Origin of the sequence: Pseudomonas putida W15Oct28 (genome assembly GCF_000708715.2) — a bacterium.
GTDB classification, from domain to species: Bacteria; Pseudomonadota; Gammaproteobacteria; order Pseudomonadales; family Pseudomonadaceae; genus Aquipseudomonas; species Aquipseudomonas putida_R.
Genome location: NZ_JENB01000035.1, coordinates 22,279 through 47,523, shown reverse-complemented (window position 1 = coordinate 47,523; position 25,245 = coordinate 22,279). Strand labels below are relative to the sequence as shown.

At 64.2% G+C, this 25,245-nt stretch carries 23 protein-coding genes and 1 tRNA gene; 9 read left to right on the top strand and 15 right to left on the bottom strand.

All coding sequences use genetic code 11. The features are described 5' to 3' along the window. Positions 1 to 88 precede the first annotated feature (88 nt). Positions 89 to 1,060 carry an AraC family transcriptional regulator gene (locus tag AK81_RS21095; protein WP_043202144.1) on the bottom strand — a complete coding sequence of 324 codons (972 nt, stop codon included), beginning with the start codon at positions 1,058 to 1,060 and terminating at the stop codon, positions 89 to 91. A gap of 129 nt (positions 1,061 to 1,189) precedes the next feature. On the opposite strand from AK81_RS21095, the gene AK81_RS21090 reads away from it, so the two are divergent. Next, a complete protein-coding gene (locus AK81_RS21090; RefSeq protein ID WP_043202141.1) occupies positions 1,190 to 2,338 on the top strand; it encodes a M14 family metallopeptidase in 1,149 nt (382 codons plus the stop codon). Positions 2,339 to 2,542: 204 nt separating this feature from the next. Here AK81_RS21090 and AK81_RS21085 read toward each other — a convergent pair whose 3' ends face one another. The 7 genes from AK81_RS21085 to AK81_RS21055 form a co-directional block, all read right to left on the bottom strand. Beyond that, positions 2,543 to 3,511, bottom strand: a complete 969-nt coding sequence (locus tag AK81_RS21085; RefSeq protein ID WP_043202159.1) for a Csu type fimbrial protein — start codon at positions 3,509 to 3,511, stop codon at positions 2,543 to 2,545. Next, the gene (locus AK81_RS21080; RefSeq protein WP_043202139.1) at positions 3,508 to 5,805 is read right to left on the bottom strand and encodes a fimbria/pilus outer membrane usher protein; all 2,298 of its coding nucleotides are present in this window, start codon (positions 5,803 to 5,805) and stop codon (positions 3,508 to 3,510) included. The genes AK81_RS21085 and AK81_RS21080 overlap by 4 nt, the downstream gene beginning before the upstream one ends. A gap of 108 nt (positions 5,806 to 5,913) precedes the next feature. Further along, positions 5,914 to 6,690: a fimbrial biogenesis chaperone gene (locus tag AK81_RS21075; protein ID WP_043202136.1), complete on the bottom strand. Its 777-nt coding sequence runs from the start codon at positions 6,688 to 6,690 to the stop codon at positions 5,914 to 5,916. 39 nt (positions 6,691 to 6,729) lie between these two features. Continuing rightward, the gene (locus tag AK81_RS21070; RefSeq protein WP_043202132.1) at positions 6,730 to 7,233 is read right to left on the bottom strand and encodes a Csu type fimbrial protein; all 504 of its coding nucleotides are present in this window, start codon (positions 7,231 to 7,233) and stop codon (positions 6,730 to 6,732) included. A 3-nt stretch (positions 7,234 to 7,236) separates the two neighbouring features. Beyond that, positions 7,237 to 7,770 carry a Csu type fimbrial protein gene (locus tag AK81_RS21065; protein WP_043202130.1) on the bottom strand — a complete coding sequence of 178 codons (534 nt, stop codon included), beginning with the start codon at positions 7,768 to 7,770 and terminating at the stop codon, positions 7,237 to 7,239. A gap of 18 nt (positions 7,771 to 7,788) precedes the next feature. Beyond that, entirely contained in the window at positions 7,789 to 8,325 is a 537-nt protein-coding gene (locus tag AK81_RS21060; protein WP_043202127.1) for a Csu type fimbrial protein, read from the bottom strand. Positions 8,326 to 8,354: 29 nt separating this feature from the next. Beyond that, positions 8,355 to 8,882 (bottom strand): Csu type fimbrial protein, encoded by a 528-nt coding sequence (locus tag AK81_RS21055; RefSeq protein WP_043202126.1) that lies wholly within the window; start codon positions 8,880 to 8,882, stop codon positions 8,355 to 8,357. Positions 8,883 to 9,150: 268 nt separating this feature from the next. Here AK81_RS21055 and AK81_RS21050 point away from each other — a divergent pair, with 268 nt between their 5' ends. From AK81_RS21050 to AK81_RS21040, 3 genes are read left to right on the top strand one after another with little or no spacing between them, the layout of a single operon-like run. Beyond that, positions 9,151 to 11,397, top strand: coding sequence for an ATP-binding protein (locus AK81_RS21050; RefSeq protein ID WP_043202124.1), 2,247 nt, complete (start codon positions 9,151 to 9,153; stop codon positions 11,395 to 11,397). A gap of 15 nt (positions 11,398 to 11,412) precedes the next feature. Further along, positions 11,413 to 11,874: a response regulator gene (locus AK81_RS21045; RefSeq protein WP_043202122.1), complete on the top strand. Its 462-nt coding sequence runs from the start codon at positions 11,413 to 11,415 to the stop codon at positions 11,872 to 11,874. A gap of 13 nt (positions 11,875 to 11,887) precedes the next feature. Further along, positions 11,888 to 14,275 (top strand): response regulator, encoded by a 2,388-nt coding sequence (locus AK81_RS21040; protein WP_043202121.1) that lies wholly within the window; start codon positions 11,888 to 11,890, stop codon positions 14,273 to 14,275. Positions 14,276 to 14,497: 222 nt separating this feature from the next. Here the strand turns inward: AK81_RS21040 and AK81_RS21035 are convergent. Then, positions 14,498 to 14,572 (bottom strand) — tRNA-Gln (locus AK81_RS21035). Between the two features lie 260 nt (positions 14,573 to 14,832). On the opposite strand from AK81_RS21035, the gene AK81_RS21030 reads away from it, so the two are divergent. Both AK81_RS21030 and zapE read left to right on the top strand, forming a co-directional pair. Beyond that, a complete protein-coding gene (locus AK81_RS21030) occupies positions 14,833 to 15,075 on the top strand; it encodes a hypothetical protein (RefSeq protein WP_043202120.1) in 243 nt (80 codons plus the stop codon). A gap of 127 nt (positions 15,076 to 15,202) precedes the next feature. Beyond that, entirely contained in the window at positions 15,203 to 16,273 is a 1,071-nt protein-coding gene (gene zapE, locus AK81_RS21025) for a cell division protein ZapE (protein WP_043202117.1), read from the top strand. A 126-nt stretch (positions 16,274 to 16,399) separates the two neighbouring features. On the opposite strand, the gene AK81_RS21020 is transcribed toward zapE, so the two are convergent. Next, positions 16,400 to 18,289 carry a propionyl-CoA synthetase gene (locus AK81_RS21020; RefSeq protein WP_043202115.1) on the bottom strand — a complete coding sequence of 630 codons (1,890 nt, stop codon included), beginning with the start codon at positions 18,287 to 18,289 and terminating at the stop codon, positions 16,400 to 16,402. Between the two features lie 179 nt (positions 18,290 to 18,468). Between AK81_RS21020 and AK81_RS21015 the strand changes: the two genes are divergently transcribed. Further along, positions 18,469 to 19,335, top strand: coding sequence for a LysR family transcriptional regulator (locus AK81_RS21015; RefSeq protein ID WP_043202113.1), 867 nt, complete (start codon positions 18,469 to 18,471; stop codon positions 19,333 to 19,335). Here AK81_RS21015 and AK81_RS21010 read toward each other — a convergent pair. The 5 genes from AK81_RS21010 to AK81_RS20990 all read right to left on the bottom strand — a co-directional run bounded on the left by AK81_RS21010 (position 19,309) and on the right by AK81_RS20990 (position 23,395). Next, positions 19,309 to 20,463 carry an HPP family protein gene (locus AK81_RS21010; protein ID WP_043202111.1) on the bottom strand — a complete coding sequence of 385 codons (1,155 nt, stop codon included), beginning with the start codon at positions 20,461 to 20,463 and terminating at the stop codon, positions 19,309 to 19,311. The genes AK81_RS21015 and AK81_RS21010 overlap by 27 nt on opposite strands. 324 nt (positions 20,464 to 20,787) lie before the next feature. After that, positions 20,788 to 22,107 (bottom strand): ATP-binding protein, encoded by a 1,320-nt coding sequence (locus tag AK81_RS21005; RefSeq protein ID WP_043202109.1) that lies wholly within the window; start codon positions 22,105 to 22,107, stop codon positions 20,788 to 20,790. Further along, positions 22,104 to 22,772, bottom strand: coding sequence for a response regulator transcription factor (locus AK81_RS21000; RefSeq protein ID WP_016500523.1), 669 nt, complete (start codon positions 22,770 to 22,772; stop codon positions 22,104 to 22,106). Before AK81_RS21000 ends, AK81_RS21005 begins: the two co-directional genes overlap by 4 nt. Next, complete coding sequence (locus AK81_RS20995; RefSeq protein WP_043202108.1) at positions 22,773 to 23,087, bottom strand: PepSY domain-containing protein; 315 nt, start codon at positions 23,085 to 23,087, stop codon at positions 22,773 to 22,775. Beyond that, entirely contained in the window at positions 23,087 to 23,395 is a 309-nt protein-coding gene (locus AK81_RS20990) for a PepSY domain-containing protein (RefSeq protein WP_016714736.1), read from the bottom strand. The genes AK81_RS20995 and AK81_RS20990 overlap by 1 nt, the downstream gene beginning before the upstream one ends. A 238-nt stretch (positions 23,396 to 23,633) precedes the next feature. Between AK81_RS20990 and AK81_RS20985 the strand changes: the two genes are divergently transcribed. Next, on the top strand, positions 23,634 to 24,713 hold the full coding sequence (locus tag AK81_RS20985) for a patatin-like phospholipase family protein (protein WP_043202106.1): 1,080 nt from the start codon (positions 23,634 to 23,636) through the stop codon (positions 24,711 to 24,713). A 53-nt stretch (positions 24,714 to 24,766) separates the two neighbouring features. Next, on the top strand, positions 24,767 to 25,123 hold the full coding sequence (queD, locus tag AK81_RS20980; protein ID WP_043202104.1) for a 6-carboxytetrahydropterin synthase QueD: 357 nt from the start codon (positions 24,767 to 24,769) through the stop codon (positions 25,121 to 25,123). Positions 25,124 to 25,245: the final 122 nt, after the last annotated feature.

The following is a 25,245-nucleotide window of genomic DNA, read 5'->3' as shown; positions in this document are numbered from 1 at the left end:
ACAGGTACTGCAGCACTTTTGAAGGCCGTACTGCACCTGTGGGAGCGGGTTTACCCGCGAACACCGGCACAGCCGGCGCCAGGCTGTGCTAACCGCCGCGCCGTACTTCGGCCGGGCTTACCCCGAACGCCCGCTGAAAGTACTGGGCAAAACGCCCCGCGTTGCTGAACCCATGTCGCAAGGCCACTTCGGCCACCGACCCGCCCTCCCCGCGCGCCAGCACCTGGCGCGCACTTTCCAGCCGTACCTGCCGCTGATAAGCAACAATCGAGGTCCCGGCAAAACGGCGAAAGCCATCCTGCAAGGCGCGCAGGCTGACGTTGGCCAACCCCGCCAGCTCAGTGCCACTGACCAAGCGCGCCGGATGCTCGTGCAGGTAGGCCATCGCCAGCTTCACATGGCGCGGCGCCAACGCAGGTGCGGGGCTGCGCAGTGCCTCGCTATAGTTGTGCGGCCAGGCCTCCAGCACCGCATCCACCAACATTTCCTGCAGGCGGGTCGGCATCAGTACGCCGGTATTGATCAGTTGGTCAAACTGCGTACCGGTGGCCATTTCCAGTAACGCACGTATGCCCTGGAACACCGGCAACGCCAAGTCCACCACCGGGGCAAAACACACCGGTGCCGCCAAGGGCTGGCCTAACAACAATGACAGGCGCTCGGCAAACAACCCGCGGCGGATCGACATGCCGCACTGGGCATGGTTTTCGGCAAAACGTACCGTGCGAATATCGCGTTTGTCGACCGCCAGCCCCACCTGGGCACCCCCAATCGATTCGCCTCGGTGACCGAAAATGATCTTGCCAGCGGTGGACAGCACGAAGGTGATTTCGTCCTGTGGCGTGGGCAGGGTGATGCTGAAATCCCCGCCATACTGCATGCGCCGCACGCTCATGCCTTCAAAGCGCCCATACACGCCGCCAATGCTGATGCCCTCGGCCAGCGGCGGCATGTCGGCATACAGGCTGCCGAACATCTGCGTGAACAAGGCACCGAAGTCATCGCTGCGCATGTCGCTGGAGCGGAGGATGAAGGGCTTGCGGGTCATGCCGGAATGCACTGTGGTTTCACCTGTGCGAAGGGGGACCCGCATGCTGCCATGCCCGCATGACAACCGCGTTAAAGCGCAGCAAGCCTGCCAAGCCGTGTACAGTATCCCTACAACAACGCCCGCAAAGGAGCCCGGCACATGACCGTGACGCTGTCCCCCCTGCAGATCGACTGCGCTTTCGATTCCGGCAACATCCAGGTGCTGGACGCCAGCAACCCGGCCCAGGTGCACCTGGCCATCCGCCCGGACACCCACAGCGGCCACTACCAGTGGTTCCACTTCAAGGTCAGCGGGCTGACGCCGGGCCAGGTCCATCGCTTCAGCCTCGACAACGCCTCCGGCTCCTCGTACAAGAACGCCTGGAGCGATTACAACGCCGTGGCCTCCTACGACCAGCAAAGCTGGTTCCGCGTGCCTAGCCAGTTCGACGGCACGGCGCTGTCGTTCGAAGTGAAAGCAGAGCAGGACCAGATCTGGTTCGCCTACTTCGAACCTTACCCACGCGCGCGCCACAACCAGCTGATCGAACGCGCGCAGCAGCTGCCGGGGGTCGAGTTGCTGGCCAGCGGCCGCAGCGTGCAGGGCCGTGACATTCCCCTGCTGCGTGCCGGCGATGGCGCCACAGGCAAGCGCAAGCTGTGGCTGATTGCCCAGCAACACCCGGGCGAACACATGGCCGAATGGTTCATGGAGGGCGTGATCGACCGCCTGCAAGCCAACGACGCGGTGATCCAGGGTTTGCTGGCCAAGGCCGACCTGTACCTTATCCCCAACATGAACCCCGACGGCGCCTTCCTCGGCCACCTGCGTACCAACTTCAAGGGCAAGGACCTCAACCGCGCCTGGCAGGACGCCAGCGTCGAACTCACCCCCGAGGTGTTCTTCGCCCAGGCGCAGATGAAGCAGTACGGCGTGGATGCGTTCGTCGATGTGCATGGTGACGAAGAGATTCCGCACGTGTTCACCGCTGCCTGCGAGGGCAACCCGGGTTACACGCCGCGGCTGGCAAAACTCGAAGAGCAGTTCCGCAGCACCTTGTGCAGCGTGACCCGCGACTTCCAGACCGTGCATGGCTACACCCGCGACGAGCCTGGCCAGGCGAATACGACGCTGGCCTGCAATGCCGTGGGCATGGCCCATGACTGCCTGTCGCTGACCCTGGAGATGCCGTTCAAGGACCATGACGACGCACCTGATGCCGTTACCGGGTGGTCGGGCGCGCGGTCGAAGGCACTGGCCGGGGCGGTGCTGGAGACCCTGTCAAAAATGGCGGACGATTTGCGCTGAACCTCACCTCACGCGGTCCCCTGTAGGAGCGGCCTTGCCGGGGCGCCGGACCGGTCGGATGGGCTGCGTCGCGGCCCCAAGATCGCAGCCCCAGCACAGATTGCCGGGGCTGCTTTGCAGCCCATCGCGACACAAGGCCGCTCCTACAGGGACTGAGCTGCGCCCCAAAAGATAGACCGCGTCTGCGGCAGGAATAAGGCTCAGTCAGAACTGCACATCCAGTATCACGCTGTCGGAATAGGTGGCTGCCGGCGGCGTAGCCTGGTCGGTATAGACCTTGGCGTTGTAGTTGAACACCTGGCTCCCCGTACCGGTACCCAGGCCGGGATTGACGTCGGCATCTGTGCTGGAACGCCTGGCAGCCCCTGACGACCCCCAGCGCACAGTCCCGGCACTTTTGAAAATGTCATAGGCCAGGTAGTTGTTGGCGGCCGACTTCATTCGCCGCCGACCGTTGGCGACGTTCTGCCCGTCATTCAAGCCCACCGTGTAGCTGCTGCCCTTGGTGCACGACACACTCAGGTTCTGGCTCACGGTGCCGAACCCAGCCACCACTGGCGCGCTGGCGAAGTTGATGTCAGGCGTGGTGATCTGGCAGTCATTCGTCACTGTCAGGCTCACGGTGAGGCTCGCCGAGCCCGAGCTATTGTCACGCCCGATACAAAGCCCGCCGATGGCAATCCCTTCGCAATAGTTCCACGCCCACGCCAGGGACAGGGTTTCCTGGTACAACCCAGCTGCCACGTTACTGCCAATCTGCGTGCGGATATACAGCGGCACCGCCTTGGGCGTGCCATTGAGCAGGCCGAGCAGGTCGAGAATACCGGTGCGACCAAACTCGAAGGCCACATTTCGGGTAATCGGGAAGTTGGTGGTTGAATCGGCATACAGGGTGTAAGGGATAACATCACCGGTAGGCCCTACCAACCCGCCAGTGGCCGGGGTCACGGTCAGCTTGAACGAGTCGCTGCTGCTGAGCACGCTCAGCACCGTCCCGTTGCACTGCAAGCCCGCGTTGGTGGTAGAGGCCGCCTGGGTCGCCAGCCGTACCTGGGTCGAATTGACAGCGCCGAACAGCACCGGCAGTGTCGACACTATCGTGCACTTGGCCAAGGCCGAACCGGCCCACAGTAGCAAGGCAACGGCCGACAACACGCGCCAACCAGCCTTCATCTGCATACCAACGGGCCAATCAGGGGGATCGAACCTTCGGCCTTGGGCAGGTCGAAGGCCACCTGACAATGTCCACCGCCTTCAACCTCAACCTGCAGGCTGTTATGCGGCGAGAGGTTCTCCAGATACACCAGCCCATCCCAACCGACTACCGCCTGGCTGCCGCTTTCATCATGTGTAACGCGGCTCCCCAGCTTGAGCGCCTGCTGGTTGCTGTCGACCAGTTCGACACTGGCCGCCATCACACGTTTGAGCGGGAACTCCAGCAGGTAGCCACTGCCCCGACGTACCGCCACACGCTGCTCGACGTTCGGCGCGAGGACATCCGGTGGCAGGTCCATGGGGTCGATTTCATATTTACCACGGTAGTAACCGCTGCTGTACGGCACCAGCAAGTGCCCCTTGGCATCCGTGCGGCCGACTTCCTGGTTTTCGTAACGCACCGGCACATCGGCGTAGCCTGCGGTACTGACCACCACGAAGGCATCATCGATGCGGTTGGCGGCGAATACGCCGGCATCCATCCACACCAGCGAGCCACTGGCGTCGGCCCAGCGGGTCATCGCGCCGCTGCTGCCATACACACCGGCCTGCAACTGCACCGACTGCAAGCGCCAGGTGACGTCGGCCTGGCGGTAGGCATCGCGGTCGCTGCCTGCGGCATAGCCCAGGTTGTAACCGACGCCTACTCCCGCCGGTACTGCATGGCTGTAGTTGACCCTTTGCAGGCTCTCGCCTTCCTTGCTGCGCTCCATGCCCAGGGCCATGGTACCGTGCAGGTCGAACGGGATCACCAGTTGCGCCTGCACTGCCCATTGGCTGTCGCCGACCTCGCGGTTGGCTGACAGGTACATACTGCTGCTGCCCCACAGCGGCCTGCTGTAACTCAGGTTGATCAGCCGGGTACGCGTGCCATCACCTGCACGCACATCGAAGTAACCGGCGCCGATGCTGCCGTATTCGTTCAGGTTGAGGCTGAGGGTAACCTGTTCGCTGCTTTTGCTCAGTTGCATGTCCGGGGAATCGACCCGGCTCAGGTCGGCGTAGTCGCCGTGGCGTTGCAGGCGCTGGTAACTGAAGCCGATGCGCTGGCTGTTGTACTGGTAACCCAGGGCGACCTGATGGCCCTTGTCACCGTCGAACCGGCTTTGCGCAAGGGCGGCGTTGAGCACGCCGAAGTTGCCCAGCCGCATGTTGCCGCCCAACCCGCCAAGCATCAGCGACTCGGCAGTTTCGGCGTGGGTTTCCAGGGTGAAAATGTCGCTGAGGCCATAGCGCAGGCTGCCCGAGGCAACCCCCGGCCCGTAGCTGAAATCGCGCACCGCGTAATCACGGCGCAGGCTACCGGCGGCTACCGAGTAGTCAGACAGGCCCTTCTGCAACAGGCTACTGGTGACATAGAACGGCAAGGTAGTCGACACCTGCCGGCCAAGGGCATCCGTGGTAACCACCACCGCCTCCCCGGCACCGTTGATGAACGGCACGTTGGTCAGGGTGTACGGCCCTGGCTGCAGCTCGGTGGTGCTGGACTTGAAACCGTTGATGAACAGGTCGAGCGAGGTCGGCACCGCGGCTTCGCCGGCGAACGCCGGCAACGGGTAAGTGACCAGATCGGGGCGCGCAGCGAAGTCCCGTGACACTTGCAGGCCGCCCACCCGCACCGAACTGCTCCAGGGCAAGGCGCCGGTCACGAAGTCACCGGCTTCGTAGGTGAGCAGGCGCTGCTCGTCGGTGAAGCGCCAGGTGGTGTCGTAACGCATGAAGCCTTGGCGCGTATCGTCCGCCTGTGCGCCATTGAATGACTGGCGCCATTGCCCGGTACTGGAGAAGGTCCCCCAACTGTCGAACAGGCGCAGCTCGTTCCAGGCGGCCAGGTAGGTGCCACCCTCATCGGTGTCGTTCAGATACAGGTCGTAGTTGAACAAGGCGCCGAAACTGCTGCGCGCATCGCTGGTCGGGTACAGGTTACGGTCACCCACTTGCTGGTCTGGCAACCAGGCCGGCGGCACCTGCAGCAGCAGGCGCTGGTTCTGGCTGTCGTAGTCGGTGTGCAGCCCCGCGATGCTTTCCAGGGCCACCTCGCCCTGGGGGTTGCCCGGCAACGAGATACCGGCCGCCCGCAATACATCGCTGCCCAGGTACAACTGCCCGGCCCGCTGCTGCACCGGTACCAGTTCAGCCCTGGGCATCTGGTTCACCACCAGGTCGAGGTACAGGGTGGCGTCGGCGATGGCGGACATCTCCGTGGGCGGCGGGGGCAGGTCGTCGGCCAGCGCCAGCCCGGGGCTGACCATGGCCAGCCCCAGACACCAGCGGCGCGTCGTCGCCGAAAGCCATTTCACACACGGTTTCCAACCATTGCCGGGTCCTCCCTGGCCCCTGCACTGCATTCATTCGTTGGCTCATTGGCCTTGGCGGATGGCGTCCGCCGCGCTCTGGCCGTTGACCCTGCCCTTCAGCACGCTGCCGCTGGTGGACGCCACGGGGGCAGGCCAGCGCATGCTGGCGCCCGGCAGCACATAGCCCAGCAGGCCTTCGGCCAGTGGCTTGCTCTGGCTGCCTTGCTGCACCACCACATCGGTCAGCCGCGCATGCACCGGGCCGGTGTTACGCAGTTCAACGTAAGGTTTGCCCTGCACCGTCACCGGCTGCCAGCTGAGCTGCGGCTTGCCCACGCCTTCGGCATTGCGTTTGCCTTCAGGGTCGGCCTTGCCCCACAGCCCCTCGCCATAGACGAACAGCGGCACCGAATAACGCATCTGCAAACGGATGGCCGCAGTCGCGCCGGGCTCGGCCTTGTCGACCGGGATGGCGGGCGGGATCTCGTCGATGATGATGCGGTAGGCCTGCTCCTGGCCGGCAGGTGAAGGGCCGGTACGGGTCAGGCGGATCAGTTGCTTCTGCCCGGGGGCAATGTTGGCGACCGGCGGGCTGCCGATGATCTCGCGCTGCGCCTGGAACTGTTCCTGGTAATCACCCTGGCGCCAGGCGAATACCCGTACCTGCAAATTGGCCGGCTCAGTGCCACGGTTTTCCAGCCACAGTGCACCGGCCTTCTGGTCGGCCTCCAGCACCGGGTCGATCGGCCAGATCAGCACCGAGGTGGCCGCCCCGGCCGGCAGGCTTGCCAGCCACAACAATCCGATCAATCCACGCGCCCACTTCGCGCCTGCCCGCATGCAGCTCTCCTTAGACACTTGTCGTTGGTGCGCTGGCGTTTACCAGGTCACCGTCACTTGCACTACATCGGTGTAGGTCCCTGCCGGCAGCACGCCGGTCAGCTGGACCCGCCCGTACACCGGCAGCTTGATCGCCGTCGGGTCGGAATAGCTCACGGCCACGCTCTGGCCGATTCCCAGGGCCTGGCTGTAGGCCGCGTCCCGGTACAACTGGTAGGCCAGCACTTGCGTGCCGCTGGTGCGTTTCAGGTTGCGTGTGCCACTGGTACTGTTCTGCCCGCCGTCCACGCTCATGCTCATGGCCACGCCCGGCGTGCACTGGAAAGTCACTGTCGTGCCCCCCAGCGAGGTGCTGAGCAACGCTTTGGACAGTGCCGACTGCGAGCCATAATCGAGCGTGCCGTAACTGGTGACACCACCCCCCACCAGGCACCCGGCGACAATCTGCGCCGTTACCGTGAAGGTGCTGGTGGTCACCGCCCCCAACGGGGCGGCCAACAGCATGCCGACTCCGGTCAGGCCACCTGCCAGCCAGCCGCGCATGGATCAGAACGACAGTTCGACCGAAATCGTGTCGCTGTAGACCCCTGCGGGCAGGCCCGCCTTGCCCACGGCCTTGCCGTAAAGGTTGACGGTCTGGGCCACGCCAGTACTGGTCGGCAGGGTGATGGTGCCGTCGACGGCCAGCAACGTCGTACGCCCGGTGTCTGTATAGAGGTCATACGGCACAAAGTTGCCGGAACCGTCGGCGAGCGCACGCGTGCCACCGCTCGACTGGCCGTCATGCAGGCCTGCACGCACTTTGATCACAGGCACCGTACCCGCCGAGCACAGGATGCTCATGGCACCATTCCCGCCGCCCAGCACCTGGGCATTGGCGGTGACGAACAAGGCATCCTGGGTACCGAAGTTCAAGGCACCGAAGTTGAGCCCCGAGGTGCCCGAGCTACCATTTACCTGGCACGCCGAAATCAGCGTCAGGGTCGAGTTGATGCTGCCGGTCACCGTGGCGGCCTGGGCCTGGGAAGCCAAGGCCAGGCCCAGGCCTGCGAGCATGCAGCATGAAAGGTTCGGTCGCATCGGAGTCTCCTTGCGTGGTTACCAGTCCAGGGTCACTCTAAGGGTGTCGCGGTAAAGCCCGGCCGGCAGTGCGCGCGGTTGCGCCACCACCACACCGTAAATGGGGATCGGTACTTGCTGGCTGCTGTTGATGGTGAAGGCACGCGCCTGGCCGATGACGTAGCGGCTGTTGCCGCCCGGGTCGACCGCCAGTTGATAAGGGATCAGTTCTCGGCCGTTGCTCAGCCGGCGCACGCCGTCGTCACCATTCAGGCCGCCATTGATCCGCACGTTGAAGGCGCGAACTTCTGGCGTGCAGCTGATCTGCAGGGTGCCCTCGCCGCCGGCTTCGTCAACCCGGCTGCGCAGCGGCTGGTCCCAGTTCGGGCCGCGCTCGCCAAAGTCCAGTACCCCCGGGTTGCCCAGCACAGCCGGTTGCGTGTCGTTGCTGCTGATCTGGCAGGCTGCACTGATCACCAACCGCGCCTGGATGAAACCGGTGGTGCTGCCATGCGCCGCACCACCGGGAACCAGTAGCGGGCCAAGGGTAAGCAACAGGATCGAAGTGCGGTTCATGGCGTGGCGTCCTTGTGCATGGTGCGTCCCTACCAGGTGACCGTGACTTTGAGCAGGTCGGCGTAAACCCCTGCATTCGGTACCCAGGCCAGTTTGTCGATGCGTGCGAACAACGGCAGCTCGACCGAACCGCTGCTCGGCACCCTCGCCGACTGGGCTACCCCAACGGCCAGAGGCTCACGCCAGGCAGCGTCGCGGTACAAGCGATAAGGGATGGGCCGAGCCGTGCGGTCGTCGCTGGCCAGGTAGCGCAACTCGCCTACGCCGCCATGCTGGCCGCCATCGACGCGCACTTGATAGGGGGTGTCCGGGTTGCACTCAAGGCGCGGTGGGCGCGGGCTAAGCAGTACGCCGCTGAGCGGCGCGCCAGGGCCGTCCAGGCGTGCCGTCGTGCCCAGGTCAACCTGTCCCAAGGCCTGGGCTCCCGCGTCGCGTGTCTGGTTGACCAGCATGCAGCCACGCTGCACCAGCACCCGCACTTCCACGAGAAAATCCGCTGCCACGGTACTGCCGCTGAACAACAGGCCAAACAACGCGGCCACCAAGCGCTCCGTCACCTTATTATCCTTGTCGAAACGTCCTGAACAGAGCGTAGCAGCGAGGCTGCGCAACGGGGTTGGCATCAGGCCGTTTTTTTGTATTAGCGATAAAGCGATAGCGCCCCATTAAAAAAAGCCGGAACGGCACAGAACCCCAGGGCATCCCCGTGCCTCCAATGGCCGAGAGCCGGTAAATGTGCCTGGTTTCTGATAGGGTGAGCCAAACACATCCTGTGCCAGGCACCTCTGCCGTACATGGAAGGACATGACAGGAGCGTTTTCATTGATGACTGCAGACAACACGCTGGCAGAAGCCATGGAGCGCTGTGCCCGGGAACCGATCCACGTGCCGAGCAGCATCCAGCCCCACGGCTTTCTGCTGGTGCTGGATGCCACCGACCTGTGCGTACTGCAGGCCAGTGAAAACGTCGAGCACTGGTTGGGCTTGCCGGCCCGTGAACTGATCGGTTGCCCCTTCGCCAACCTGGTCAGCGATGGCTTTGACCTGCACGCGCAGCTCGCCCGGCTGCCTGAAGATGAAGTATTCCCCTTCCACATCGGTGATGTGCGCTTGCGCCAAGGTGCGCCGTACAGCACCCCGCTGCACTTGCTGGTGCACGGCCACGACGACGTACTGATTGCCGAATTCGAACCCCCTCGTCTGCCGCCGGATCTGGCCGGGCAAGGGGACTATTACCCGCTGGTGCGCAGCTTTGTCGGCAGCCTGCAATTGGCCAGCAGCCTCGAAGACCTGCTGCAGCAAATGGTGGTGCAGCTCAAGCGCATTACCGGCTTTGGCCGGGTCAAGGCGTACCGTTTCGATGCCGACGGCAACGGCCAGGTACTGGCCGAGGCGGCCGACCCAGGCTACCCGGGTTACCTGGGCCTGTGCTTCCCGGCGGCGGACATCCCGCGTCAGGCGCGCGAGCTGTACCGGGTCAACCGCATTCGCGTGATCGAGGATGCCAACTATCAGCCCTCGCCCCTGCTACCGGCCACCAACCCGCGCACAGGCAAGGCACTGGACATGAGCTTCGCCGCGCTGCGCAGCGTCTCACCGGTGCACCTGCAATACATGCGCAACATGGGCACGCTGGCCTCGATGTCGCTGTCTATCGTGGTCGACGGCGAGCTATGGGGGCTGGTGTCCTGCCACCACCACCAGCCGCGCGCGGTGGACCTGCGGACCCGCACGACCTGCGAGTTGCTGGCCAGTGTGCTGTCGTTGCAGATCGAGTCCCGCGAGTCCCATGCCAGCACGCGCAAGTTGCTGGCGCTGCGCCAACACATCGTGCGCATGATCTCGTCCATGGCCGACCACGACAGCGTCAGTGACGGCCTGCGCGAACTGCCCCAGGTGTTGCTGGCCTTTGCCGGCGCCCAGGGCGCCGCAGTGATCTCGGCCGAACGCTGTGACCTGATCGGCCAGACCCCGCCTGAAGCCCAGGTGACCGCGCTGGTGCACTGGCTTGGCCAGCGCGGCGAAGACAATGTATTCCACAGTGACAACGTGCGCCGCGACATCACTGACCTGCCCGAGCTGGCCACCCATGCCGGTGGTGTGCTGGCGGTGGCCATCTCGCAGATCCACTCGCACTACCTGCTGTGGTTCAAGCCCGAGCAGGTGCGCACGGTGAACTGGGCTGGCCAGCCGACCAAACAGGTGGGGCCACAGGGCAACCTGGACCCGCGGCACAGTTTCGAACGCTGGCAGGAAGAACTGCGCGGCTATAGCCAGCCTTGGGACCCGCTAGTGATCGAGGGCGTGCTGGAACTGCGCACCGCCGTGCTTGGCATTGTCCTGCGCAAAGCCGAGGAACTGGCACAGCTGGCTGGCGATTTGCGCCGTTCGAACAAGGAACTCGAAGCGTTTTCCTACAGTGTTTCCCACGACCTGCGCGCCCCCCTGCGGCACATTGCCGGCTATACCGAACTGCTTGGCGAAATGGAGGGCCAGGGCCTGAGTGAGCGCGGCAAGCGCTACTTGCAGCATATCGGGGAAGCGGCGCACTTCGCCGGTAGCCTGGTCGACAACCTGCTCAACTTTTCGCAGATGGGCCGTTCGGCCTTGCGCCTGTCCGACGTCGACCTCAACGCGCTGGTCGATGCCATTCGCAGCGAGCTTGCCCCCGATTACGAAGGCCGCGCAATCGTTTGGGACGTCGCCCCGCTGCCCAAGGTGATCGGCGACCCGGCGTTCATCAACATGGCGTTGCACAACCTGATCGCCAATGCCATCAAGTACACACGCGGCCGTACACCTGCACATATCGGCATCAGTGCCGTGCAGCATCCAGACGAAACCGAGATCTGCATCCGCGACAATGGCGTGGGCTTCGACATGGCCTATGCCAACAAGCTGTTCGGCGTATTCCAGCGCCTGCACCGCATGGAAGATTTCGAGGGCACAGGGATTGGCCTGGCCAGTGTGCGCCGCATCATCGAGCGCCATGACGGCCGGGTCTGGGCCGAGGGCCAGATCGACCAGGGCGCCAGCTTCCACTTCACCCTCCCCCGAAACACAGCTACCTGAGGCACCGCTACCATCATGCTCAAACCCATCCTGCTGGTCGAAGACAACCCCCGGGACCTGGAACTGACCCTGCTGGCCCTGGAGCGCAGCCAGTTGGCCAACGAAGTCATCGTGCTGCGCGACGGCGCCGACGCACTGGACTACCTGCTGCGCCGCAACGCCTATGCCGCACGCGACGACGGCAACCCAGCCGTACTGTTGCTGGACCTGAAACTGCCCAAGGTCGACGGCCTGGAAGTGCTCAAGGTAGTGCGCGCCACCGCCGAGCTGCGCAGCATCCCCACGGTGATGCTGACATCCTCGCGAGAGGAGCCCGACCTGTTGCGCGCCTATGAACTTGGGGTCAACGCCTACGTGGTCAAGCCGGTGGAATTCAAGGAATTCGTCGCCGCCATCTCTGACCTCGGGGTATTCTGGGCAGTGCTTAACGAACCGCCACCCGGCTCACTGCGGCTGAATCGTCGCGGTAGCAACTGAGGCCGCCGCAACGATGCAGCAAACGCCGTTGAAACTACTGATGGTCGAAGACAGCTCGATGGACGCCGAGCTGACCCTGATGCGCCTGGAGCGCAGTGGGCTGCACGTGCAGTCACAGCTGGTGTTCGACCATGTGGGTGTCGAACATGCCCTGCACCACGCCCGCTACGACCTGATCCTGTGCGACTGCGTGCTGCCGGGGTCGTCTGGCACCGAGGTGCTGGCGATCGCCCAACGCCTGGCACCAGACACCCCGTTCATCTTCCTGTCCGGCATCTACGGCGAAGAGCACGCGGTGGAAATGATCCGCCTGGGCGCCACCGACTATGTGCTGAAGAAGAACCTGCCGCTGCTGCCCAAGGCCGTGCGCCGGGCCCTGACAGAGGTGCAGGAACGCCAGCGCCGGCGCCGCGCCGAAGAGGCCCTGATCGACGTCGAGGCGCGGGCACGGATTGCCATCGATGCCGCCGGCATGGGCACCTGGGACCTGCGCCCGCAAGAAGGCCTGTTGCTGTGGGATGACCGTTGCAAGACGTTGTTCGGGCTGCCTACCAGCACCGAAATGAGCCTTGAGGTGTTTCTCGGTGGTATCTACCCCGATGACCTGCAAATGGTACGCGAGGCGGTGGAGCACGCCATGCGCCCGGAAAGCGGCGGCCATTACCGCGTGGAGTTCCGCATCGCGCAACCCAATGGCCTGGAGCCGCGCTGGTTGCTCAGCAGCGGCCAGAGCAAGTTCGTCGATGGCCAGTGCGTGCGCTTTTCCGGCGTGCTGCAGGACATCCACACCCAGCGCCTGGCCACCCAGGCACTGCGTCAGCTCAACGAGATGCTGGGGGAACGGGTCGAACGCCGCACCCGCGAACGCGACCGTGCCTGGGAGCTGTCGCAAGACCTGCTGGCCGTGCTGAACAAGGACCTGACCCCAGTCGCACTCAACCCGGCCTGGGAAGCCAGCCTGGGCTTCTCCCGCGAGCGCCTGAGCCAATCGTCGTTGCTGCATCTGCTGCCCGAGGCCGACCAGGAACTGCTGCTGACCGAACTGGCCGCCCTCGCCCATGGCCGTACCAGCGCACGTTTCGTAGGCCGCATCCTGCATGCCGGCGGCCAACAGCGCTGGCTGTCGTGGGTAGTGGTGCCGGAAGACACCCTGCTGTACGTGGTGGCACGCGACATCACCAGCGAGCGTGAAGCCGCCCTGGGCCTGGCAGAAGCCAATGCCCGCCTGCGCGAGCAGATCAACGAACGTGAGCGCATCGAGGCCGCGCTGCAGCAGATGCAGCGGCTCGAAGCAGTCGGCCAGCTGACCGCTGGCGTGGCCCATGACTTCAACAACCTGCTGACGGTGATTCTCACCGGCGCCAGCTTCCTTGAGCGCGACCTGGCCAAGGCCAACCTGGACAAAGCCCGCACGCGCCTCACGCATATCCGCGAAGCGGGCGAGCGTGGCGCCAAGCTGACCTCGCAGTTGCTGGCCTTCTCGCGCCGCCAGCGCCTGGAGCCCGTAGCGCTGAACCTCAACCGAACCCTGGCCGGCCTGGAAGAGCTGTTGCGCCGTACCCTGGGTGGCAACGTCTCAGTACGCCTGGACCTGGACCAGGCCTTGTGGCAGGCACTGACCGACCCCACCCAGACCGAGATGATCATCCTCAACCTGGCGATCAATGCCCGCGATGCCATGCCTGACGGCGGCCAATTGACCTTGACCACCCGCAACACCCGCATCGACACCCGCCCGCAACGCCCGGAAGACCCGGACCCGGGCGAGTACGTGATGCTGAGCATCCGCGATACCGGCTGCGGCATGAGCGAAGACGTGCTGGCCAAGGTGTTCGAGCCGTTCTTTACCACCAAGGACATCGGCAAGGGCTCGGGCCTGGGCCTGGCCCAGGTGTTCGGCTTCGCCAAGCAGTCCGGGGGCGGTGTGCGCATCGATACCACGCCAGGCCGCGGTACGCAGGTGGCGGTGTACTTGCCCGCCGTAAAGGACCAGATCGTGAGCGAGCCAGTGATCCCGACGCTCGGCCAGCCGGTCAGCGACAGCGGCCGCAACCGCACGGTGTTGCTGGTGGATGATGACCATCTGGTGCGTGACATGCTTGGCGATGTGTTGCGCCAGTATGGCTACCAGGTGCGTCAGGCGCACAGCGGCGAACAGGCATTGGCCTTGCTGGACGACGAGATCGACCTGCTGCTTACCGATTTCGCCATGCCCGAGTTCAACGGCGCGCAACTGGCGCTGGCGGCACGCGAACGGTACCCGCGCCTGCCGGTGGTGTTCCTGACTGGCTATGCGGAGTTGCAGGGGCTGGAGTTGCCAGGGAGCGTGGTGGTGCAGAAGCCGGCGCAAGCGGATGAACTGGCCAGGGTGCTGAACGAGCTGCTGGGCATTACCGGGTAGTTCGGGAAGGCACAAACCTTTGTAGGAGCGGCCTTGTGTCGCGATCGGGCTGCGAAGCGGCCCCGGCTATTTGTGCATGTGCGCAGAAACCTGGGGCCGCTTCGCAGCCCGATCGCGACACAAGGCCGCTCCTACAAGGAATCGCATGGCGAAGTTAAATCACGGAAACGACAAAACCCAGGGCTTGAAAGCACTGGGTTGAATACGTTTGAATCTGGAAAATGGCAGGGGCGGCTGGATTCGAACCAACGCATGGCAGGATCAAAACCTGCTGCCTTACCGCTTGGCGACGCCCCTGTATCGGATGCAGCATCTGCTGCTCTGACAATTCCAACTGAGTGACAACTGGGTTGTTGTCTTGGAATGCGCGGCACTTTAACAACAAAGTTTGGATCTGTGAAGCCCCTGATGAAAAAAAATTGTCAAAAAACAGCGGCTTAGTCATTTCGGCGGTTCGTGCAGCGACCATCCGTCGCTTTCCCCCCGCTTCGCTTCAACACAATCGCATTCCTCCCTTCCAATCTATTGAGCCCATTGCATTGACCAAGGAGGACCTCATGCCTGTCTCCCACGATCTCTACCAGGACCTGCACTACCCGCGCGAAATCGTCCAGCAGCGCCGCCAGCAGGACCAGGCGCTGGACCGGCTGCTGGACGAGTACATGGACATCGACAACCAGGTGCTGGCCGCCGAATCGATCTCGGCGGGCAACTTCGTTGACGAAGACCTGCGCCACCTCAAGGAGCGCCGCCTGGCGGTGAAATACATGATCGAGCGCCAGCTGGAACGCAAAGCCTAGGCAATGCAGGTGTGCAGCCAGACCTATCGCATGAAGTGATCATTGCCGGTCACTTTCTGTATTAGTCAAAATGGCCGCCCTCGGGCAAGCTGCACGCTGCCCCGTCATCGCCCAAGGAGCGTTGCTTTTGTCTGCCTGGATCCCTGCCCCACTGCGCCAGCTTGGCCAGCGCCTGCGCGGCGCTGCCGCCAGCCAGAGCGAACTGCTCGACTGGTTCGAGGACAAAGCCCGAAGCCGGGGTTACCAGCTGAGTGGCGGCCAGCGACGGGTGATCCACTGCATGGCCGAACAACTGGCACTGCTCGAACAAGGGCAGCCACGCAGCCTGTACCTGTACGGCTCGGTGGGCCGTGGCAAGAGCTGGCTGCTGGACGGCTTCTTCCAGGCGGTGCCGGTCGAGGCCAAGCGCCGCCTGCATTTTCATGATTTCTTTGCCCGCCTGCACCAGGGCATGCACCGCCACCGAGCGCTGGACGATGCGCTGGGCGCAACCCTCGACGAGCTGGTGGGTGGCTGCCAGGTGCTGTGCTTCGACGAATTCCACGTGCATGACATCGGCGATGCCATGCTACTTACCCGCCTGTTCAACGCCCTGTTCGCACGCGGCGTGTTCCTGCTGGTGACCTCCAACTACGCCCCCGAAGGGCTCTTGCCCAACCCGCTGTACCACGAGCGCTTCTTGCCGGTGATCCGCTTGATCAACGGGCGCATGCAGGTTCTGGAAGTGGGTGGCGACACCGATTTTCGCAGCTTGCCAGCCAACCGCGAGCACCAGCGGTTTACCCAAGGCCACTATGTGTGGCCGGGGACGGCAGCGCAGCGCCAGGCGTTGAGCGTGCCGAACGAGCAGCCGGTAGTGCTTGAAGTGAACAAGCGGCCGCTGCGTGCGCTGGCCATCGATGGCCGGCGGGTGGTGCTTGGCTTTGACGATTTGTGCGAAAAGGCCACGGCAGTGATCGACTACCTGGTGCTGGCGCAGCAGTATGATGAATGGATCATCGATGGGCTGGATGACCTGGCAGAATGTTCGCTGGCGGCTCAGCAGCGCTTCGTCAACCTGGTGGATGTGCTGTATGACCAGGACCGACAGGTGACGGTGATTGGTAAACGGCCGCTGGAAGAAAGCCTGGGCGGGCCGCTTGCTGACCTGATGCGTACCCGCAGCCGGTTAGGGCAACTGCACCAGGTAGCACCCTAGAACTGCATGGCCCGCACCGGCCTTATCGCCGGCAAGCCAGCTCCCACAGGTACCACGCAGGCTTCAGGGCCTGTGATGAACCTGTGGGAGCTGGCTTGCCGGCGATAGGCTCTGAAGGTCAAAACATCAACCCGCCCTGGGCAAATCCGCCAGCACCGCCTCGATCTCCCCCAGCACCGCCGGGTCATCCAGGGTCGAAGGCGGTACATAGTCCTGCCCGTCGGCAATCTTGCGCAGCACCGCGCGCAAGATTTTCCCCGAGCGGGTCTTGGGCAGCCGCTTCACCAGCCGAACCCGGTTGAAACAGGCCAGCGGGCCAATCGCTTCGCGCACGCTGCCCACCAGGTCCACCAGCAACTGCGCCTCGGCAATGCCCTCACCGTCCTTGAGCACAACCAGCGCCAACGGCACTTGCCCCTTGATTTCATCGTGCACGCCAATCACCGCACACTCGGCCACCGCCGGGTGGCAGGCCACCAGGTCCTCCATTTCGCCGGTGGACAACCGGTGCCCGGACACGTTGATCACATCATCCGTGCGCCCCATGATGTAGACAAAACCGTCATCGTCCAGAAAGCCGCCGTCGCCCGTGTGGTAATACCCCGGGTAGGTGCGCAGGTAAGCCTGCAAGTAACGCTCGTGGTCGCCCCACAGGGTCTGGCTGCACCCAGGCGGCAATGGCAAGGCAATCACGATCGAGCCCTGGTGGTTAGGCCCCAGCAAGTGGCCCTCGTCATCCACCACACGCACGTGATAACCCGGTACCGCCCGATTGCTGGAGCCCGGCTTCGCCGCACTGCCTTCCAGCCCCACACAGGGCGCGGTGACCGGCCAGCCGGTCTCGGTCTGCCACCAGTGGTCGTGCACCGGCTTGCCACTGACCCGCTCCAGCCATTCATGGGTGCTGGAATCGAGCTTCTCACCCGCCAGGAACAGTTGGCGCAGCGAGCTGAGGTCGTGCTTGCGGATCAGCTCGCCCTCCGGGTCTTCCTTGCGGATGGCACGCATGGCGGTGGGCGCACAGAACAGCGCGTTGACCTTGTATTGCTCCACCACCCGCCAGTAGGCCGAGGCGTCCGGCGTGCGGATCGGTTTGCCTTCGTAGAACACCGTAGTGCAGCCGCTCATCAGCGGCCCATAGACGATCAGCGAATGGCCGACCACCCACCCCACATCGGAAATGCCCCACCACACGTCGCCGGCCTGCATGCCATAGATATGGCGCATGGCATAGCACAGCGCCACGGCATTGCCGCCGTTTTCGCGGACGATGCCCTTAGGTTTTCCGGTGGTGCCAGAGGTATACATGATGTACAGCGGGTCGCCAGCATCCAGCTCGACCGGTGCCACCGGCTGGGCGCCGGCCAAGGCGGTGTGCCAGTCCAGGTCGCGGCCTGGCTGCAGTTCAGCTTGCGCCTGCGGCCGTTGCAGCACCAGCACATTGCGCGGCTGGTGCCGGGCCAGCTGCAAGGCGCGGTCGACCAGCGGTTTGTAGGCAATCACTTTGTCAAATTCCAGCCCGCACGATGCTGTCAGCAGCAGCGTGGGCCGGGCGTCATCGATGCGCAGGGCCAGCTCGTTGGCGGCAAAGCCGCCGAACACTACCGAATGCACCGCGCCAATCCGCGCGCAGGCCAGCATGGCCATGGCCGCTTGCGGCACCATGGGCATGTAAATGATCACGCCATCGCCCTTTTCCACCCCTAGCTGGCGCAGCAAACCGGCCAGGCGCGCCACTTCATCGCGCAACTGGTTGTAGGTGTAGGCCTGCTGAACACCGGTGACTGGCGAATCGTAGATCAGCGCCACCTGCTCGCCCCGGCCCAGCTCGATCTGGTGATCGAGGGCCAGGTAGCAACTGTTCAGGCGGCCATCGGCGAACCAGCGGTGGGTACCGTCGGCGTTGTCTTGCAGGGTCAGGGCAGGCTTGCGGTGCCAGGCCAGGTGCGCGGCCTGTTCCGCCCAGAAAGCGGCAGGGTCGGAAATGGAATGGGCGTAGCTGTGCTGGTAGCTCATATCGAAGGGAACCCGGTACTTGTTGTTATTGAAGGGCGAAACCTGAGTATGGACCGCTACACCCGCGCCGCCATGGGACTAAAGTCACAACCGACCTGCAAATTTGCAGACAACGCAAAAGCGCCCCATAACGGTGCAAAGCCTCTAGAATAGGCCTCCCCTCAGCCACCGAGCAGCCCATGGATATTGATCAGGCCCGAACCTTCCTGGAGATCGTGCGTTGCGGCAGCCTGGTCGCCGCCGCCGAACGCCTGTTCGTGTCACAGACGGCAATTACCGCCCGGGTGCAGCGCCTGGAGCAGCAACTGGGTTGCCAGCTGTTCGTGCGCAGCCGCAACGGCGCCAGCCTGACCAGCGACGGCGAGGCATTCGTCAGTTATGCCAACCAGCTGGTGCAAACCTGGGAAGCGGCGCGGCGCGACCTGCCGCTGCCCGAGGGCTGCCAGCAAGTGCTGCATGTGGGGGGAGAAGTAAGCCTGGGCAACCCGATGATGCTCGACTGGGTCAGCGCCCTGCACCGTGAGCTGCCCAGCCATGCCATCCGCAGCGAGGTGAGCGACGGCGAGTCGCTGCTGCGCAAGGTCGAGATGGGTTTGCTGGACGCTGCGTTGGTGTACCAGCCGACCTACGGGCCGGGCCTGCAGGTGGAACAGTTGATGGAAGAAAAGCTCATCCGCGTGCGCCGGGTCGACCAGCCGGAACCCTACATCTACATCGACTGGGGCGAGGCCTTCCGCCGCCAGCACGATGCCGCCCTGCCCGACTGCGCCCGCCCGGCGCTCAGCTTCAACCTGGGCCCACTGGCCTTGCAGTTCATCCTCGATCAGGGCGGCAGCGGTTACTTCCGTACGCGGGTGGTGCAGGCTTACCTGGACAACGGCGTGTTCGAGCGGGTGCCGCGGGCGCCGGAATTCACCTACCCGACCTTTCTGGTGTACCCCCGCAAACGCGACAGCGAAGCCCTGCAACAAGCCTTTGCCATCCTGCGCCGGCTGGTAGCCGCCGGCGCCAGCGACTGGTCACAACGCTGGGACCCGGTTATCTGAAGCCTCGGCTTTGCTGAGCAGCTGGCGCTTGAGGCCAGCGATCAGGTCGGTCTGGGTGATCACCCCCACCAGCTTGCCGGCATCGAGCACCGGCAAGCAATGCAGGCCCTGCTCGCACAACAGCGGCAACAGGCGCTCCAACGGGTGCTGGCTGCTGACACTGACCACCCGCCTGCTCATTACCTGTTCCATGCGCACCGCCTTGCGGCCGAACAGCCCGCGCCAGCTGAAGCGGCCACGCTGCATGGCCGGGCCGACCAGGTCGCTGAGGCTGACGATGCCCACCAGCTTGCCCTGCTGCAATACCGGCAGTGTTTTCAGGTGGTGGCTGGCCAGCATTTTCCAGGCCTGCTCGAGGGTGGTCTCGGGCGTGGCGAACTGCACGTCGCGCGACATCACCGAAGCCGCGGTAATACCACCAAGGCTGCGCTGCAAGGCGTGCTGCTCGGTGGCCAGAATAATGCGCTCCAGCTCGTCACGGGTGACGTCGACGAACTCACCCAACTCTTCCAGGGCCTGGTCCAGGTCCTCGCCACGGATGCCGACCCGCTCACTGGGCAGTGGGTCGTGGGTATGGTGCAAATCTTTGCGCGCCGCAAAGCCTTTCGGGTAGCGCACCCCGGTCAGGCGGTTGTAGATAACCGCCACGCTCACCAGGATCAGCGCGTTGAGCAGAATGGGCTCAAGCAGATGATCACCCATGGCGGTCAGCCCCGAGTCGGCCAGTACTGCGCTTACTGCCACCCCGCCACCCGGTGGATGCAGGCAACGCAGCAGGCACATCACCAGGATCGAGACGCCCAGGGCCGCAGCGGCCACCCACAGTTCCGGGCCGAAGCCTTGGCGCATGGCCAGGCCGACCGCGCCAGCCAGCGCGTAGCTGCCCAGCACCGGCCAAGGTTGGGCCAACGGGCCGGAATGCACGGCGAACACCAGTACTGCCGAGGCCGCCAGCGGGCCCAGCAAGTGCAAGGCGATGCCGGGGCCATAGGCCATGCTGGTCAGCCAACCAGCGAGGAACAGACCGAGCAACGCCCCGATACCGGCACGCAACCATTCTTTTGGAGGGATATTCAGGGGCGCCGGCAACAGGCGCTGCAGACGGCTTTCGGAACGCGAGGCAGACATTGGGTAATCGGGGTCTTTGGTTTTTTCTGATTAAAAAGAAAGCCCAGCCGAGCTGGCCTGGGCCTCGTATTGCGCGTGCAATACCACAAGGGGCTCCGTCCGTGGAGAGATGGAAACCGCAGGGTTTCGTGGGGGGATTTTGCCGGGTGGGGGGAATTTGGGCTAATTCAAAAAACTGCGGCTGTACTGCAATTTTTTTGCAGTACTGATAGGGCCTCGGGGGCGCTGCGCGCCCTTTCGCGACACAAGGCCGCTCCCACAGGGGATTGCGTACACCTGTGGGAGCGGCCTTGTGTCGCGATGGGCCGCAGAGCGGGCCCGGTATTACCGAGCCTTGCGCGGCAGGTCGATGCTCACCCGCAACCCGCCCAGCGGGCTCTCCAGCAAGGTCATTCGCCCGCCCCATGCGTCGACGATATCGCGCACGATGCCCAACCCCAACCCATGCCCGTCCACCTGCTCGTCCAGCCGCGAGCCGCGCTCCAGCACCTGCTGCCGTTGGCTCTCGGGGATGCCGGGGCCATCGTCATCGACCCACAGCTGGAAGCCCTCGGCATTCGGCGCAATGCCCAGGCGCACCTCGCTGTCAGCCCACTTGCAAGCGTTGTCCAACAGGTTGCCCAGCAGCTCCAGGAAGTCTTCACGGTCCCATGGCAACAACAGCCCCGGCGGCACATCACTTGCCAACAGCAGGCCCTCGCCATGGATCATGCCCAGCGTTCCGAGCAACCCCGGCAACTCGGCGTCACAGTCGAACTGCGCGCCCGGCAGCGCATCCCCTGCCAGCCGCGCACGGTTCAGCTCGCGTGCCAGCCGTTGCTGAATCTGCTCCAGCTGCTCGCGCATTTGCGCGCGGACTTCGGGCAGATCTTTCAGGCGCTCGCTGGAAGCCAGGCTGAGCAGTACCGCCAACGGCGTCTTCAGCGCATGGCCGAGGTTGCCCAAGGCATTGCGCGAACGGCGCAGGCTGTCTTCGGTGTGGCTGAGCAAGTGGTTGATCTGCCCCACCAGCGGCGCCAGCTCGCTGGGCACCTCAGCATCCAGCTGCGAACGCTGGCCCTGCTGCAACTGGGCGATTTGCCGGCGTGCGCGCTCCAGTGGCCGCAACGAACGGGTCACGGTGATGCGCTGCAGCACCAGCACCAGGATCAGCGCCACCAACCCCATGCCAAGGCCGATCTGCTGCAGGCGCCGGAAGCCTTCGCGCACCGGCGAATAGTCCTGTGCCACGCTGATCGATATGTCCTGGCCCAGACGCCGATAGTCGGCACGCAAGGCCAGCAGTTGCTGCCCTTCCGGGCCTAGTTCATGGCTGTCGGAAAGGCCGGGGGTGGCGGGCTTGGGCATGTCCAGGTCCCACAGCGAGCGCGAGCGCCAGGTACCCTGATCGAAGTCGATGCGAAAGTAATAGCCAGAGAACGGCCGCTGGTAAGCGGCAGAAATGCGCCGTTCGTCCAGCTGCAAGCCCGAAGGCCCACGCACCAGGGCCACCAACAGGTTCTCGCTTTCCTTGCGCAGGCCGTTTTCCAGGTAGCGCTGCAGGCCCGCCTCGAACAGCCACAACGTCAGTTGCGCCAGCACTACACCGACCACCACCAGCACCGCCACCAGGCCCAGGCTCAGGCGCGCCTGGATCGACTTCACCCGGCGCTCCCGGCGTAGATGTAGCCTTGCCCGCGACGGGTCTCGATCACGCTGCGGCCCAGCTTGCGTCGCAAGTGGTTGACGTGCACTTCCAGCACGTTGGAATCCCGCTCGGTTTCGCCGTCGTAAAGGTGCTCGGCCAGGTGGCTCTTGGACAGGATCTGCTGCGGGTGCAGCATGAAGTAACGCAGCAGCCGAAACTCGGCGGCGGTCAGTTGCACATCCATGCCGTCACGGCTCACGCACTGGCGGCTTTCATCCAGGTGCAGCCCGGCTGCCTCCAGTTTCGGCTGGTTGGCCAGGCCACGGGCACGGCGCAGCAATGCCTGTATTCGCAATTGCAGCTCTTCCGGGTGGAACGGCTTGCTCAGGTAGTCATCGGCCCCGGCCTTCAGCCCTTCGATACGCTCGGCCCACGAACCGCGAGCGGTGAGGATCAGCACCGGCGTGACTAGGCCGGCAGCGCGCCACTGGGCCAGCACATCCAGGCCCGGCAAGCCCGGCAGGCCAAGGTCGAGAATGATCAGGTCGTAGGGTTCGCTCTGGCCCTGGTAAACCGCGTCACGGCCGTCGGCCAGCCAGTCCACGGCATAGCCCTGGCGCTGCAGGCCTGCGGTCAGTTCGTCAGCCAGCGGTACATTGTCCTCGACAAGCAACAGGCGCATTCAGTCGTCTTCCTCGTCTTTGAGCAGGGCACCGGTGCTGGCATCGAGCTTGATCTCGCGCACCACACCTTCAGCCGTCAGCAGTTCGACTTCATATTCGTAGCGATCGTCGTCTTCTTCCAGCTCGGCTTCCAAAAGACGCGCCCCGGGGTAACGCCCCAGGGCGGTTTCCAGCAATTGTTCGAGCGGCAGGATGACGCCCTTCTGCCGCAGCTCCAGGGCTTCGTCCTGGTCAAGGTCGCGGGCAGCGGCCAGCGAGCATACGGCCAGCAGCGCCAGCGCGAGGTAGCGCGCCGGCCGCGGTAAGTGGATCATCAGTTGTCCCGCTCGTCCTTTAGCACTTCACCGGTCTTGGCGTCCAGCGCCACGTCCCACTCGACGTTCTGGGTGTCGCGCAACTCGACCTTGTAGATGTAGCGGCCGTACTCGTCTTCAAGCTCCGAGTCGGTGACGGTGGCGCCTGGGTGCTTGGCCACTGCGGTGGCTTTGAGTTCATCCAGCGACTTGATGGTCTTGGCGTTGACCAGCTTGACCACTTCGTCAGGCTGTACATCCTTGGCGAAAGCGGCATTGGCGCCCAGGGCGAGGGCGGCGGCGGTGAACAGGGCAGTCAAGGTTTTCATCGTTCTTCTCTCCTGAGAACTGTGTAAGTTGTCTACGGGGTTAAGACTAACCACCGGTCCTTAATTCAACCTGAAAACAGCTGGCGCCATGATAGCGCAGTTACACCTCCAGCCAGACTCGCTCCCCTGTAGGAGCAGCCTTGTGCTGCGAAAGGGCCCGTGCAGGTACAACAGTTGTGTAGTCTGTAATGGCCCTTTCGCAGCACAAGGCTGCTCCTACAAGCCCAAGAGATCCGCCATGAGCACCATCCACATCAAGTACCCCGCCCTCACCTTCAAGGCCGGCCAGCGCGCCCTGCGGCATATCCGCGAGCGCGGCCTGCAGGCGGCCGATGTCGGAGTGCTCCCGGGTGCGGCCGGTGGCCCGAAGCCGCTGGGTATCCAGGGCCTGGACCTGGCGCTGTTCGGCGAGTGGCTGCCTTCGGCACCGCGCCAGCGCGCCCTGATCGGCGCTTCGATCGGCGCCTGGCGCTTCGCCAGTGCTTGCCTCGACGACCCGGTCGCCGGTATCCGTCGCCTGGGCGAGCTGTACACCGAACTGGATTTTGCCAAGGGTGTCACCCCGGCCGAAATCAGCCACAGCTGCCAACGCATGCTCGATGACCTGCTGCAGGGCCGCGACGGCCAGTTGCTGGCCAACCCGCACTATCACCTGAATATCCTGGTAGTGAAAAGCCATGGCCAGCTTGCCCACGACCATCGCGGCCGCCTGGGCCTGGGCCTGGGCTCGGTGGTCGCCAGCAACCTGCTAGGCCGTTCGCGCCTGGCGCGCCACTTCGAGCGCATCATCCTGCACGACGGGCGCGCCGCGCCGCCGCTCGACGCGCTGACCGACTTCCCCTCACGCTACCTGCCGCTGGACCTGGCCAACCTGCGCCACGCCCTGCTCGCCTCGGGCTCGATCCCCATGGTCATGCAGGGTGTGAAAGACATCCCCGGCGCGGGTGCAGGCACCTACCGCGACGGCGGCCTGCTGGACTACCACCTCGACCTGCCCTACCGCGGCGACGACCTGGTGCTGTACCCGCACTTCACCGACAAGGTGGTACCCGGCTGGTTCGACAAGGCCTTGCCCTGGCGCAAGGGCGATGCCACCCGCCTGCAGAACGTGCTGCTGATGACCCCTTCGCCGCAGTACCTGGCCGCCCTGCCCTACGGCAAGCTGCCCGACCGCAACGACTTCAAGCGCTTCATCGGCGATGCGCCAGGCCGCAAGCGCTATTGGTACAAGGCCATCGCCGAAAGCCAGCGCCTGGGCGACGAGTTGCTGGAGCTGATCGCCACCGGGCGGCTGCATGAACGCCTGCAAGCCTTGTAACGGCCATGCTGGTAGACTGCGCGCATTGTTGATTCACACAGAGTTACGACAGCGTGGAAATTTTTAAAGAGTTCACATTCGAATCGGCCCACCGCCTGCCCCACGTTCCTGAAGGGCACAAATGCGGCCGCCTGCATGGCCACTCGTTCAAGGTCGGCCTGCACCTGACCGGCCCGCTCGACCCGCACACTGGCTGGATCCGCGACTTCGCCGAGGTCAAGGCGATCTTCAAGCCGATCTACGAGCAGCTGGACCACAACTACCTGAACGACATCCCGGGCCTGGAAAACCCCACCAGCGAAGTGATCGCCAAGTGGATCTGGGAACAGGTCAAGCCGCTGATGCCGGAACTGTCCAAGGTGCGCATCCACGAAACCTGCACCAGCGGTTGCGAATACACCGGCGACTGAGTCAAGTGATGTGCTGGCCTCTTCGCGGGCTCGCCCGCTCCCACAGGATTATCACCGTTCTTGAGGGCTGTGATGTACCTGTGGGAGCGGGCGAGCCCGCGAAGAGGCCGGTAGCTTTATCA

Bases quoted from the DNA above. Each gene is read 5' to 3' on its own strand.
- AK81_RS20995 (WP_043202108.1), bottom strand. From the start codon at position 23,087: ATGATCCACTTACCGCGGCCGGCGCGCTACCTCGCGCTGGCGCTGCTG.
- AK81_RS21080 (WP_043202139.1), bottom strand. From the start codon at position 5,805: ATGGTCAGCCCCGGGCTGGCGCTGGCCGACGACCTGCCCCCGCCGCCC.
- AK81_RS21075 (WP_043202136.1), bottom strand. From the start codon at position 6,690: ATGCGGGCAGGCGCGAAGTGGGCGCGTGGATTGATCGGATTGTTGTGG.
- AK81_RS21085 (WP_043202159.1), bottom strand. From the start codon at position 3,511: ATGAAGGCTGGTTGGCGCGTGTTGTCGGCCGTTGCCTTGCTACTGTGG.
- AK81_RS20985 (WP_043202106.1), top strand. From the start codon at position 23,634: ATGAGCACCATCCACATCAAGTACCCCGCCCTCACCTTCAAGGCCGGC.
- AK81_RS21020 (WP_043202115.1), bottom strand. From the start codon at position 18,289: ATGAGCTACCAGCACAGCTACGCCCATTCCATTTCCGACCCTGCCGCT.
- AK81_RS21070 (WP_043202132.1), bottom strand. From the start codon at position 7,233: ATGCGCGGCTGGCTGGCAGGTGGCCTGACCGGAGTCGGCATGCTGTTG.
- AK81_RS21050 (WP_043202124.1), top strand. From the start codon at position 9,151: ATGACTGCAGACAACACGCTGGCAGAAGCCATGGAGCGCTGTGCCCGG.
- AK81_RS21090 (WP_043202141.1), top strand. From the start codon at position 1,190: ATGACCGTGACGCTGTCCCCCCTGCAGATCGACTGCGCTTTCGATTCC.
- AK81_RS21000 (WP_016500523.1), bottom strand. From the start codon at position 22,772: ATGCGCCTGTTGCTTGTCGAGGACAATGTACCGCTGGCTGACGAACTG.
- AK81_RS21030 (WP_043202120.1), top strand. From the start codon at position 14,833: ATGCCTGTCTCCCACGATCTCTACCAGGACCTGCACTACCCGCGCGAA.
- AK81_RS21065 (WP_043202130.1), bottom strand. From the start codon at position 7,770: ATGCGACCGAACCTTTCATGCTGCATGCTCGCAGGCCTGGGCCTGGCC.
- AK81_RS21060 (WP_043202127.1), bottom strand. From the start codon at position 8,325: ATGAACCGCACTTCGATCCTGTTGCTTACCCTTGGCCCGCTACTGGTT.
- AK81_RS21045 (WP_043202122.1), top strand. From the start codon at position 11,413: ATGCTCAAACCCATCCTGCTGGTCGAAGACAACCCCCGGGACCTGGAA.
- AK81_RS21010 (WP_043202111.1), bottom strand. From the start codon at position 20,463: ATGTCTGCCTCGCGTTCCGAAAGCCGTCTGCAGCGCCTGTTGCCGGCG.
- AK81_RS21040 (WP_043202121.1), top strand. From the start codon at position 11,888: ATGCAGCAAACGCCGTTGAAACTACTGATGGTCGAAGACAGCTCGATG.
- AK81_RS21015 (WP_043202113.1), top strand. From the start codon at position 18,469: ATGGATATTGATCAGGCCCGAACCTTCCTGGAGATCGTGCGTTGCGGC.
- AK81_RS20990 (WP_016714736.1), bottom strand. From the start codon at position 23,395: ATGAAAACCTTGACTGCCCTGTTCACCGCCGCCGCCCTCGCCCTGGGC.